We start from the raw sequence: 12,498 nt of genomic DNA on the forward strand, positions 1-12,498 counted from the left end.
TTATCCTTTTTTGAGACGCGAGTTGTGGATGCTGTATCCGAAGTAAGTCACCACCGCCACCACCATCCAGACGGTGAAGATCACCTTGGTGGCGTGCGACAGGTTGATCATCAGGTAGGCGCAGGCGGCGATGCTCAGCGCAGGCACCAGGTAGGCGCCGAACGGCACGCGGAAGCCGCCCTTGGTCGGGATGCCCGCAGCGCGGTCTTTGCGGCGCAGCACCGGCACGGCCACCGAGACGATAATGAAGGCGGTCAGCGTACCCATGGAGACCATGTCCCACAGGAAGGTGGAGTCCACCAGGCCGGCCACCACGCCCACCACCAGGCTCACGATCAGCGTATTGCTGACCGGGGAATGGGTTTTCGCGTTCACGGTCTGGAAGGTCTTCGGCACCAGGCCGTCCTTGGAGATGGCGTACAGGATGCGGGTCTGGCCGTAGATGGTCACCAGGGTCACGGAGAACACCGAAATCACGGCGCCTGCCGAGAGCACCAGCGCTGGCCAGGCCTTGCCCGTCACGTCCTGCAGGATCACCGACAGGCCCGCAGCCTGGCCCTCGAATTTGTGCGCGGGCTGCGCGCCCATGGCCGCCATGGCCACCAGCAGATAGAACACGGTAACGATCACCAGCGCGGCCAGGATGCCGATGGGGACGTTGCGCTTGGGGTTGCGCACTTCCTCGCCGGCGGTGGCGATGGTGTCGAGGCCGATAAAGGAGAAGAACACCGTGCCCGCAGCGGCGGCAATGCCGGTGGCGCCCGGCACCCACTCGCCCGGCGTGGCCTTGATGAAGGGGGTGAAGTTGCTGGCGTCGAAGCCGCTGAAGGCGATGGCCACGAAGAAGATCAGGATGGCCAGCTTGACCATCACCATGATGGCGTTGGTGGTGGCCGATTCCTTGGTGCCGCGCACCAGCAGCACGCAGCACATGGCCACCAGCACCATGGGCGGCAGGTTGAAGTGGCCGGCGTTCCATGCCCAGCCCGTGGGCGTGGCCAGTATCATCGGCGTGCGCAGGGTCTCGGGGATCTGCCAGCCGATGGCGTTGACGAGGAAGTTGTTCAGATAGTCCGACCACCCTATCGCCGTGGCGCTGGCGGCAAGCCCATATTCCAGCAGCAGGCAGAAGGCGACGATAAAGGCCAGGAACTCGCCCACCGTGCTGTAGGCGAAGGAATAGGCGGAGCCGGAAGCGGGAATGCGGAAGGACAGTTCGGCGTAGCACAGCGCCGTCAGGCCCGCGGTAAGCGCCGCCAGCAGAAAGGACAGCACCACCGAAGGACCGGCCTTGGGCACCGCTTCCACCATGGTGAAGAAAATGCCGGTGCCGATGGTGGCGCCCACACCTATCATGGTCAGCGAGAACAAGCCCATGGACCGGCTCAGGCCTCCGGGAAGCGAGTCGCCCTGTTCGGCATGCAGACCTACCGGTTTGGTACGGGTCAGTTTCTGGACCAGCGTTTGATTCACAGGCATTCCTTGGTGATGGGTACGGTAAAAAACAAGCGATTATAGGGCTTTACGCGGCGCGCGCCACGATGAATTTTGTACAAGAATGGCAACAATGTTGTTGGGCTGGGACGCTTTCGGCCCACGCCGCCGTCAGCGCTGGCCGAGGCGGGTGGAGCCGAACAAATCCTTCAGTTCGCGCGGCTGCGAGCGCCAGTACTGCGGCGGCGCCTGCACCTGCGCGCCCAGCTTGGCCGCCGCGTGCCAGGGCCAGCGCGGGTCGTACAGCATGGCGCGCGCCAGGGCCACCACGTCCGCGTCCTCCTGCGCCACGATGGATTCGGCGTGCTCGGCTTCCGTCACCAGGCCCACGCCTATGGTGGGCAGGCCGGTGGCGTGCTTGATGCGGCGCGCGAAGTGGATCTGGTAGCCCGGCCCCAGCGGAATCTGCTGCAGCGGCGACACGCCGCCGCTCGACACGTGGATGAAGTGCGCGCCCGCCTGCTGCAATTCGCGCGCGAAGGCCACGCTCTGCTCGATGTCCCAGCCGCCCTGCACCCAGTCCGAGGCCGAAATGCGCATGCCTACACACACCGATTCCGGCACCGCAGCCCGCACCGCGCGCAGCACCTCCAGAGGGAAGCGCATGCGGTTCTCCAGCGAGCCGCCGTATTCGTCCGTGCGCTGGTTGGACAGCGGCGAGAGGAACTGGTGCAGCAGGTAGCCGTGCGCGCCGTGCAGCTCGATGCCTTCGATGCCCAGCGCATGCACGCGGCGCGCGGCGGCCACGAAGTCGTCCTTCACTTTCCGCAGGCCGGCCGCGTCCAGCGCCAGCGGCGGGTGCTCGCCGGCGGCATGCGGCACGGCGGACGGCGCCACGGTCTGCCAGCCGCCCTGCGACGGCGGCACGCTGGCGCCGCCTTCCCACGGCCGCTGGCTGGAGGCCTTGCGGCCCGCATGCCCCAGCTGCACCGCCAGCGGCATGGACGAATACTTGCGGATGGCCTGCACCACCGGCGCCAGCGCGGCCTGGTGCGCGTCCGACCACAGGCCCAGGTCCCAGGCCGAGATGCGGCCCTCGGGCGAGACGGCGGTGGCCTCCGTCATCAGCAGGCCCGCGCCGGACAGGGCCAGCTGGCCCAGGTGGATCATGTGCCAGTCCGTGGCCAGGCCGTCGTCGGCCGAGTACTGGCACATAGGTGCGATGGCGATGCGGTTGGCCAGCTTCAGCGGGCCGAGTGCGTAAGGGGTGAACAGCTGGCTCATGGCGGCCTCCAGGGAGAGCAAAAGCAGCCAGTGTAACGCCAGTTCAAGGCCGTGGTTACAGTTGCTTACTTTTGATACAGGGCCATGTATAGCTTGGGGCGTGCCGGATAGCTAATCTTGAGTCTCAGCAAAAAAATAAAGGGAGATCATCATGGCGATCATCAAAAAAATTCCAACCGTCAGCAGCAGCTACTCGGCGCTGGGTGTCATTGCGGCGATCTCCGTCATCGCCCTGTGCATGGCCGGCACCGCCGCCATTGCCGGCTGGCTGCCGGGCCAGCACCGCGCGGCCGACGGCGGCGATGATCTGCCACAGGTTTCCTCCGCCCCGCAGGCGACTCCGATTGCGGCTCCGGTTGCAGCACCCGCTGCTGCCCCGGCGCCCGACCGCTCCATGCAGCCGCGCGCACGCCGCGCCGCGCACGTGACTTCCACAACCTAAGTCACAAAAACAACAGCAGCCACGGTGCGCCCGCGCGGCGCCGCCGCCCGAAAAGGGGACCTTCCATAGGGAAGCGTCCCCTTTTTTACGTCCGGCCGCGACCGCCTCATTTTTACACATTGTTTTACCTGTGAAACGCTGATTTTTATTTGAGACAAAACGCTGGATTTGTGAAAAATGTCTGCTATATTTCAATCACATTACAACCCACATACGAAGCACTGTTTTATATGTGGAACACATGAATTGTGAGAGAAATGATGATCGAAATCGAATTCCGCAACGTCGGCAAGAGTTTCATCGACCGGCAAACCTCACAGCCGCGTTCCGCGGTTACCAACGTCAACATTTCTATCCGCAGCGGGGAAGTCGTCTCCATCATCGGCCCGTCCGGCTGCGGCAAAAGCACACTGCTGAACATGGGCGCCGGCCTGTACCTGCCCACGGTGGGCGAGGTCTACGTGAGCGGCGAGCTGGTGACCAAGCCGGTGAAGAAGGTGGCCTTCATGCTGCAGAAGGATTTGCTGATGCCCTGGCGTACCATCCGCGCCAACGTGGCGCTGGGCCTGGAGATCGACGGCGTGTCCGCCAAGGAGCGCGACCAGGTGGCCAATGCGCTGCTGGCCAAGTGCCACTTGAAAGGCTTTGAAGGCCACTATCCCTACCAGCTGTCCGGCGGCATGCGCCAGCGCGCCGCGCTGGCCCGCACCCTGGCGGTGGACCCGCACGTGCTGCTGCTGGACGAGCCCTTCTCCGCGCTGGACGCGCAAACCAAGATGATCCTCCAGCAGGACCTGGCGCAGATGCTGTACGAGAAGCAGCGCACCGCGCTGTTCATCACCCACGACCTGATCGAAGCGATTGCCCTGTCGGACCGCCTGCTGGTGATGAGCGAACGCCCCGGCACCGTGATCGAGGAAATCATCGTCGATCTGCCGCACCGCAACGATCCGCTGGCGCGCCGCAAGCTGCCCGAAATCGGCCCCCTGGCGGGACGCCTGATGGAGCTGCTGAAAGTGGGCAAGGACCAGGAAGCCGAACTGCACTAACTTTTCACGAAATCAGGAGCGTATATGAGCATGCATAAAATCCTCGCCTCGGCCGCCTGCGCCGTAGCCATGGCCTTCGCCGCCGCACCAGCCATGGCGGCGCCTGAAGAAGTCACCTACCTGCTGCCGGCGCCGCCGAACACCCCGGCCTTCGCGCCGTGGATGATCGCGCAGCAGAAGGGCTACTACGCGGAAGAAAACCTGAAGGTGACCTTCGTGGCGGCCAAGGGCGGCGTGGACGTGGCCAAGCAGATCGGCGCGGGCAACGCGGTGATCGGCGGCGCCATCGGCGACACCCCCATCATCGTGCGCGCCAACGGCGTGCCGGTGAAAGCCATCGCGGTGCTGGGCGCGGGCTCGCTGACCATGGTGGGCGTCCACCAGGGCGGCGGCATCAAGTCGCTGGCCGACCTGAAAGGCAAGACCATCACCGTCATGTCCTACACCGACACCACCTACTACGCGCTGCTGGGCAATATGAAGCACGTGGACCTGGGCAAGAGCGACGCCGCCATCCAGGCCGCCGGCCCTTCCGGCGTGTGGCAGGTGTTCGCGGCCGGCAAGGCGCAGGCGCTGGCCGGGGTGCCGGACTGGATCGTCAGCGCCACCGACGCCGGCGCCAAGGTGGACATTATCGAAACCAACGGCTTCAAGTCCATGGCGCAGGCCATCCTCGCTTCCGACGACACCATCAAGAACAAGCCGGAGCTGCTCAAGCGCCTGGTGCGCGCCACGCTGCGCGGCATGGAAGACATCATGAAAGATCCTAAGGCCGCCACCGCCGCCTACGTGGAAGCCATTCCTTCCTACAAGGGCAAGGAAGCCAGCATCGAGCAGATCTTCAATATGTACCGCAAATACGTGTACGCCAACCAGAAGCCACTGGGCCAGATCGACGCGGCGCGCATGGACACGGTGCAGAAGTTCTACGTCAGCGAAGGCATCGTCTCCAAGGCGGCCGCCGTCAACGACCTGTTCACCAACCAGTTCATCGGGACGGCGCGCTAAATGGACACCGCAACCTCTATCGCCCCTGCCATGAGCACGCCCGCCAAAGCCGCCCCGCTGCTGAGCGAGAAAACGCGCACCGTGCTGGGCAGCCTGCTGGTGCTGGCCATCTTCCTGGCGGCCTGGGAATGGGGTCCGGGCGCGCTGGGCATGCCTGAGTTCATCCTGCCGCGCTTCTCGCGCGTGCTGCAGGAATCGCTCTTCATGTGGAAGAACAGCGACCTGCTGGGCCACTTCGGCATCACCGCCATGGAAGTGGTGATCGGCTTCGCGCTCGGCTCCCTGCTCGGCCTCGCGGTCGGCGTGGCGCTGGGCCTGTCGCCGCGCGCCGAGGCCATGCTGTCGCCCTACATCCTGGCGCTGCAGATCGCGCCCAAGGTCGCCTTCGCGCCGCTGTTCGTCATGTGGCTGGGCTACACCATCTACCCCAAGATCATCGTCGCGGTGCTGATCGTGTTCTTCCCGGTGATGATCAACGTGCTGTCGGCCATCCGCACGGTGGACCCGGACATGGTGAACCTGGTGCGCACGCTGAACGCCTCGCGCTGGCAGATCTTCTGCCTGGTGGAGTTCCGCTCCGCCATGCCGGCCCTGTTCTCCGGCCTGCGCATCGCCTCCACGCTGGCCGTCATCGGCGTGACCGTGGGCGAACTGGTGGGCGGCAACCAGGGCCTGGGCTTCCTGCTGGTGGACGGCGAAGGCCAGGGCAACACGGCCGCCGTCTTCGTCGCCATCTGCGCGCTGACCTTGACCGGCATCGTCACCTACGGCGCAGTGGTATGGGCTGAGCGGCGCGTGCTGCACTACCTGCCTAAAGCCGCCACCAGCACCAAGTAAAGGAGCCACAGATGACTACGACCCAACTCCTGGCCGGCCGCAAGGTGCTCGTCACCGGCGCGGCGCGCGGCCTGGGCCTGGCCTTCGCCACCGCCATCGCCGAAGCCGGCGCCAGCGTGGCCCTGGCCGACATCCTGCACGACACGCTGGCCGCCTCGGTGGCGGCGCTGCGCGCACGCGGCCTGCAGGTGCATGGCCTGCCGCTCGACATGGCGGATCCGGCATCGATCGAGGCCTGCGCCGCAGCGGCCGTGGCCCAGCTGGGCGGGCTCGATGGCCTGGTCAACAACGCCGCCATCACCAACTCCGGCGGCAAGTCGTCCGAGCAGATCGACATCGCCATGTGGGACAAGGTGATGGACGTGAACGTGCGCGGCACCTGGCTGATGACCAACGCCTGCCTGCCCGCGCTGCGCGCCTCCGGCAGCGGCGCCATCGTCAACCTGGCGTCGGACACGCCGCTGTGGGGCGCGCCCAACCTGATGGCCTACGTGGCCAGCAAGGGCGCCATCATCGGCATGACCCGTTCGCTGGCGCGCGAGGAAGGCGCCCACAACATCACCGTCAACGCGGTGGCGCCGGGGCTGACGAAAGTGGAAGCCACCGAATACGTGCCGGCCCAGCGCTACCAGACTTACCAGGACGGCCGCGCCCTGCAGCGCCTGCAGTTGCCGGAAGACGTGACCGGCGCGGTGCTGTTCGCGCTGTCCGGCCTGTCCCGCTTCGTCACAGGCCAAGTCCTTGCCGTCAATGGCGGCTTCGTAATGAACTAAATCAGGAGCATATCAATGAGCGACGTATCCGAACAAAAGCAGATCCAGCGCAGCTGGGACCAGCCGCAAGGCGCCTCCTTCGAGGAGTGGATGAACACCCGCGTGGCGCGCTTCTCCACCCGCAAGTACGACTGGAACGCGCTGAAGTTCCAGGCCGACTACGATCCGAAGTACCGCCGCGCGCAGATGCGCTACATCGGCACCGGCGGCACCGGCGTGGCCAATGACAGCAGCGTGATCCCGTCCGAGCACTTCACCTTCTCCACCATGATCATCCCGGCCGGCCACGAAGGCCCGCCGCACCTGCACGTGGACGTGGAAGAAGTGTTCTTCGTCCTGCGCGGCAAGCTGAAACTGGTGCTGGAAAAGGACGGCGAGCGTTTCGAGACCATCCTGACCGACCGCGACGTGGTGTCGATTCCGCCCGGCGTGTACCGCGAAGAGATCAACATCGGCGAGGAAGACGCGCTGATGTGCGTGATGCTGGGCGCGCAGAAGCCCGTCACGCCAACCTATCCGCCAGAGCACCCGCTGGCCAGCATCAAGCGAGGCTGAGATGAACTTTGCCGGCATCAGCGCCAAGGCACCGGAAGCGGACGGCTTGCAGTACGCCCTGTCCCTGCTGGAGCGCCATTTCGCGGAGCAGACCGTGGCCGTCGAAGGCGGCGCCGTGAGCTACCGCGAGATCGCTCCGGCGCCGGGCGTGCCGCCTGCGCCAGCCACGCAGTCTGCCATTGTGCTCTTGCACGGCATAGGCTCGGGCGCCGCCTCCTGGCTGCCTTGCGCGCTGGAGCTGGCAGCCGCCGCGCCGGGCGCGCGCATCATCGCCTGGAACGCACCCGGCTACGGCGCTTCCACGCCGCTGCCCGCCGCACGTCCCGGCGCGGACGCCTACGCAGCCCGCCTGCGCCAGATGCTGCAGGCCCTGGGCGTGCTGGGCGCGCACGACAGCGGCCGCATCACGCTGGTGGGCCATTCGCTGGGCGCCATGATGGCGTCCGCCTACGCGGCGGCCCATCCGGCCACGCTGGACAAGCTGGTGCTGCTCAGCCCAGCGCGCGGCTACGGCCAGGCGGCGCGGCTGGAGCAAGGTGCGCAAGTGGCCCGCGAACGCCTGTCCACCGTGGGCGAGCTGGGCGTGCATGGCATGGCCACGCAGCGCTCGGCCCGCCTCCTGTCCGGCAACGCCACCACCGCGCAGCGCGACTGGGTGCGCTGGAATATGGCGCAGCTGAACCTGGCCGGCTACACGCAGGCGGTGCATCTGCTGTGCGGCGACGCCATCGAGAACTACGCGCTGTCCGGCGCCGTGTGCGCAGTGGCCTCGGTCCACTGCGGCAGCGCCGACAACGTCACCACGCCGGACGACTGCCGCCTGGTGGCGGAGCGCCACGGCCTGCCCTTCGCACTGATAGACCAGGCCGGCCACGCCTGCTACGTGGAGCAGCCATCCGCTGCCATGGCCGCCATCCTGAACTGACCACTACAACATAACGGGACAAACAATGAACAACAAGCCTGAACAAGCGGAAGACGACAGCGCCGACAAATACACGGTGCCCGGCCTGGAACGCGGCCTGCGCCTGCTGTGCGAATTCAGCCGCAACGAGAAGACCTTGTCCGCGCCGGAACTGGCCAAGCGCCTGGACGTGCCGCGTTCCACCGTGTTCCGCCTGCTGACCACACTGGAGCGCATGGGCTTCGTCGAACGCGCCGAGGGCGGCCGCGACTACCGCCTCGGCATGGCCGTGCTGCGCATGGGCTTTGAATACCTGGCCTCGCTGGAGCTGACCGAAATCGGCCGCCCGCTGCTCGAGCGCCTGCGCGACGAAATCGGCTACTCCACCACGCTGGTGGTGCGCGACGCGCGCAACATCGTCTACGTGGCCAAGTCCAGCACCCCGGCGCCGTTCGTCAGCACCGTCAACGTCGGCACCCGCCTGCCGGCCCATGCCACGGTGCTGGGCCGCGTGCTGCTGCAGGACCTGACCCTGCCGCAGTTGCGCGAGCTGTATCCGGAAGAGCACCTGAAGGTGTATTCGGACAGCACGCCGCACACCGTGCTGGACCTGTTCAACCTGCTGCAGCAGGACCGCGAGCGCGGCTACGTGTGGGAGCAGGGCTTCTTCGAGCGCGGCATTTCCACCATGGCCGCGCCGGTGCGCGACCACAGCGGCAAGGTCGTCGCCGCGCTGGGCGCCACCATCCCCGACCAGAACATCGGCGGCGAACAGCTGGAGCGCATCGTGGCCCAGGTGCGCGGCAGCGCAGGCGAGCTTTCGCGCCTGCTGGACCACGCGCCGACCGAGACCGCGCAAATCGTCAACCTCTGGCAGCGTTGATCTGCCTCACGCAGCGCTGATTTTACGGAGCACATAATGAGCATGACCAATCTTGCAGGCCGGGTGGCGGTGGTGACGGGCGGCTCGTCCGGCATCGGCTACGCCACCGTGGAACTGCTGCTCGAAGCCGGCGCCGCCGTGGCCCTGTGCGGCCGCGACGCCGCCCGCCTCGACACGGCCGTGGCCAAACTGCGCGAGCGCTTCCCCGCCGCGCGCCTGCTGGCGCAAAGCTGCGACGTGCTGGCGCCGGAACAGGTGGCCGCCTTCGCCGCCCGCGTGGAGCAGGAACTGGGCGCCGCGTCCATCCTGGTCAACAACGCCGGCCAGGGCCGCGTGTCGACCTTCGCCGACACCGCCGACGAAGCGTGGATGGAAGAACTGCGCTTGAAATTCTTCTCCATCATCCACCCCACCCGCGCCTTCCTGCCGCAGCTGAAAAACTCGGCCGACGCCGCCGTGGTCTGCGTCAACTCGCTGCTGGCGGTGCAGCCGGAACCGCACATGGTGGCCACGTCCGCCGCGCGTGCCGGCGTGCACAACCTGGTGCGCTCGCTGGCCACCGAGTTCGCGCCGGACGGCGTGCGCGTGAACGGCATCCTGATCGGCCTGGTGGAATCGGGCCAGTGGAAGCGCCGCTTCGACGCCCGCCCCGAAGAAGACCAGCACCTGGACTGGGCCGCGTGGACGCGCCGCCTGGCACAGAAAAAACAGATTCAAATCGGCCGTCTCGGCCTCCCCGAAGAAGCAGCGCGCGCCATCGTGTTCCTGGCCTCTCCGCTCTCTTCCTACACTACCGGCAGCCATATCGACGTCTCTGGAGGACTTTCACGCCATGTCTAATACCAAACAAATCACCGTCGGCGGCGCCATCGCCGCTTTCCTCGAACAGTGCGGCGTGAAAGCTGCCTTCGGCGTGATCTCCATCCACAACATGCCCATCCTGGACGCCTTCGGCGAACGCGGACAGATCCGCTTCATCCCGGCGCGCGGCGAAGCGGGCGGCGCCAATATGGCCGACTCGTATGCACGCAGCACCGGCGGCCTGGGCGTATGCCTGACCTCGACCGGCACCGCGGCGGGCAACGCCGCCGGCGCCATGGTGGAAGCGCTGACCGCAGGCACGCCGCTGCTGCACCTGACCGGCCAGATTGAAACGCCCTACCTGGACCAGAGCCTGTCCTATATCCACGAAGCGCCGGACCAGCTGACCATGCTGAAGGCCGTGTCGAAAGCCGCCTTCCGCATCCGCAGCACGGACACCGCGCTGAGCACCGTCAAGCAGGCCGTCCAGATCGCGCTGACGCCGCCCATGGGTCCCGTCAGCGTTGAGATCCCGATCGACATCCAGGCCGCGCTGATCGACATGCCGTCCGACTTCAAGCCGCTGCCCATCCAGCGCAACGAACCGTCCGTGCACGCGCTGGACGAACTGGCCGCGCAGCTGAAAAACGCCAAGCGCCCCATGCTGTGGCTGGGCGGCGGCAGCCGTGGCGCGGCCAGGCAGGTGCAGCGCCTGCTGGACATGGGCTTCGGCGTGGTCACCACCACCCAGGGCCGTGGCGTGGTGGCGGAAGACGACCCGCGTTCGCTGGGCGCCTTCAACCTGCACAAGCCTGTCGAGAACTTCTACCAGACCTGCGACGCCATGCTGGTGGTGGGCTCCCGCCTGCGCGGCAATGAGACGCTGAAGTACGAACTGAAACTGCCGCGCGCGCTGTACCGCATCGACGCCGACCCCGCCGCCGAAGGCCGCTGCTACAAGAGCGACTACTTCGTCTGCGGCGACGCCGAGCTGGCGCTGGAGGCGCTGGCAGACCGCCTGGAAGGCAAGATGCAAGTGGACCCGGGCTTCATCGGCGACCTGCAAAAAGCGCGCGACAGCGCCGTGGCGGGACTGGTTGACGGCCTTGGCCCTTACAGCGCGCTGGTGGACCAGCTGCAGCAAGCCGCAGGCCGCCGCTTCAACTGGGTGCGCGACGTGACGGTGTCCAACTCCACCTGGGGCAACCGCTACCTGCGCATCTTCGACCCGCTGGCAGGTGTGCACGCGCTGGGCGGCGGCATCGGCCAGGGCCTGGCCATGGGCATAGGCGCGGCCATCGGCGCGGCCGTCACCAACTCGGGCAAGAAGACCTTCACGCTGGCCGGCGACGGCGGCTTCATCCTGAACCTGGGCGAGCTGGCGACCGCCGTGCAGGAGAAGGCGGACATGGTCATCGTGCTGATGAACGACAAGGGCTACGGCGTGATCAAGAACATCCAGGACGTGCAGTACGGCGGCCGCCGCCACTACGTGGACCTGCACACGCCGGACTACGCCGAGCTGTCGCATTCGTTGCAGCTGCGCCACGCCCGCGTGAGCAAGCTGGCCGACGCAGGCGAGGCATTGCGCACCGCGCTGGCCGAACCGGGCCCCTTCCTGCTGGAGATCGACATGCTGTCGATCGGCAGCTTCAAGACCGCCTTCGCCGGTCCTCCGGTGAAAACCGAAACGCCTGCCGAAGCCACCGCTTAAGGAACCGCCATGCTGCATGTATCGATGATAGGTTGCGGCGCCATCGGCGTCGGCGTGATGGAGCTGCTCAAGACGGATCCCGAGGTGGTGTTCGACCTGGTGATCGTGCCGCAGTCCGGCCTGGAACACGCCGGCGCCACGGTGCGCGAACTGTGCCCGCACACCCGGGTGGACGTGGGCCTGAACGGCAGCCGTCCCGACCTGCTGATCGAATGCGCGGGCCACCTCGCCATCGAGGAGCACATCATCCCTGCGCTGGAAAGCGGCATTCCGTGCATGGTGGTGTCGGTGGGCGCGCTGTCCGAATACGGCCTGGCTGACAAGCTGGAACAGGCGGCGCAGCGCGGCAAGACCCAGGTGCAGCTGCTGTCCGGCGCCATCGGCGCCATCGACGCGCTGTCGGCGGCCCGCATCGGCGGCCTCGATTCGGTGGTGTACACCGGCCGCAAGCCGCCCGGCGCGTGGAAGGACACCCCTGCGGAAAAAGTGGTGGACCTGGACGCGCTGACGCAGGCCACCGTGATCTTCGAAGGCACGGCGCGCGAAGCGGCGCGCCTGTATCCGAAGAACGCCAACGTGGCGGCCACGCTGTCGCTGGCGGGCCTGGGCCTGGACCACACGCAGGTGCGCCTGCTGGCCGACCCCGGCGTGACGGAGAACGTGCACCACGTGGAAGCCAGCGGCGCCTTCGGCGGCTTCGAGCTGACCATGCGCGGCAAGCCGCTGGCGGCCAATCCCAAGACTTCCGCGCTGACGGTATTCAGCGTGGTGCGCGCACTGAACAACCGCGCGCACGCCCTCTCGATCTAAGGGA

Annotated in this window: 13 protein-coding genes; 11 read left to right on the top strand and 2 right to left on the bottom strand. The window is 66.7% G+C overall.

Annotated features, from left to right (window positions below):
- Complete coding sequence (locus KT882_RS29990; RefSeq protein ID WP_161071036.1) at positions 1-1,473, bottom strand: APC family permease; 1,473 nt, start codon at positions 1,471-1,473, stop codon at positions 1-3.
- A 132-nt stretch (positions 1,474-1,605) separates the two neighbouring features.
- The gene (locus tag KT882_RS29995) at positions 1,606-2,718 is read right to left on the bottom strand and encodes an NADH:flavin oxidoreductase/NADH oxidase (protein WP_228894022.1); all 1,113 of its coding nucleotides are present in this window, start codon (positions 2,716-2,718) and stop codon (positions 1,606-1,608) included.
- Between the two features lie 151 nt (positions 2,719-2,869).
- On the opposite strand from KT882_RS29995, the gene KT882_RS30000 reads away from it, so the two are divergent.
- The 11 genes from KT882_RS30000 to KT882_RS30050 all read left to right on the top strand — a co-directional run bounded on the left by KT882_RS30000 (position 2,870) and on the right by KT882_RS30050 (position 12,494).
- A complete protein-coding gene (locus KT882_RS30000) occupies positions 2,870-3,160 on the top strand; it encodes a hypothetical protein (RefSeq protein WP_161071038.1) in 291 nt (96 codons plus the stop codon).
- Between the two features lie 257 nt (positions 3,161-3,417).
- Positions 3,418-4,209: an ABC transporter ATP-binding protein gene (locus KT882_RS30005; RefSeq protein ID WP_228894023.1), complete on the top strand. Its 792-nt coding sequence runs from the start codon at positions 3,418-3,420 to the stop codon at positions 4,207-4,209.
- A gap of 30 nt (positions 4,210-4,239) precedes the next feature.
- Positions 4,240-5,217 (top strand): ABC transporter substrate-binding protein, encoded by a 978-nt coding sequence (locus KT882_RS30010; protein WP_161071120.1) that lies wholly within the window; start codon positions 4,240-4,242, stop codon positions 5,215-5,217.
- The gene (locus tag KT882_RS30015; protein WP_228894024.1) at positions 5,218-6,054 is read left to right on the top strand and encodes an ABC transporter permease; all 837 of its coding nucleotides are present in this window, start codon (positions 5,218-5,220) and stop codon (positions 6,052-6,054) included.
- A gap of 11 nt (positions 6,055-6,065) precedes the next feature.
- A complete protein-coding gene (locus tag KT882_RS30020) occupies positions 6,066-6,827 on the top strand; it encodes an SDR family oxidoreductase (protein ID WP_228894025.1) in 762 nt (253 codons plus the stop codon).
- A 15-nt stretch (positions 6,828-6,842) separates the two neighbouring features.
- Positions 6,843-7,382: a cupin domain-containing protein gene (locus KT882_RS30025; RefSeq protein WP_161071041.1), complete on the top strand. Its 540-nt coding sequence runs from the start codon at positions 6,843-6,845 to the stop codon at positions 7,380-7,382.
- Position 7,383: 1 nt separating this feature from the next.
- Entirely contained in the window at positions 7,384-8,307 is a 924-nt protein-coding gene (locus KT882_RS30030) for an alpha/beta fold hydrolase (protein WP_161071042.1), read from the top strand.
- A 25-nt stretch (positions 8,308-8,332) separates the two neighbouring features.
- Positions 8,333-9,169, top strand: a complete 837-nt coding sequence (locus KT882_RS30035; protein ID WP_161071043.1) for an IclR family transcriptional regulator — start codon at positions 8,333-8,335, stop codon at positions 9,167-9,169.
- Between the two features lie 36 nt (positions 9,170-9,205).
- Entirely contained in the window at positions 9,206-10,009 is an 804-nt protein-coding gene (locus KT882_RS30040; RefSeq protein ID WP_161071044.1) for an SDR family oxidoreductase, read from the top strand.
- Positions 10,002-11,684: a thiamine pyrophosphate-binding protein gene (locus tag KT882_RS30045; protein WP_228894026.1), complete on the top strand. Its 1,683-nt coding sequence runs from the start codon at positions 10,002-10,004 to the stop codon at positions 11,682-11,684. Before KT882_RS30040 ends, KT882_RS30045 begins: the two co-directional genes overlap by 8 nt.
- A 9-nt stretch (positions 11,685-11,693) precedes the next feature.
- Positions 11,694-12,494 carry an aspartate dehydrogenase gene (locus KT882_RS30050; protein ID WP_161071046.1) on the top strand — a complete coding sequence of 267 codons (801 nt, stop codon included), beginning with the start codon at positions 11,694-11,696 and terminating at the stop codon, positions 12,492-12,494.
- The last annotated feature ends 4 nt before the right edge of the window (positions 12,495-12,498 follow it).

This window comes from Pseudoduganella aquatica (assembly GCF_020865585.1).
GTDB classification, from domain to species: Bacteria; Pseudomonadota; Gammaproteobacteria; order Burkholderiales; family Burkholderiaceae_D; genus Rugamonas; species Rugamonas aquatica_A.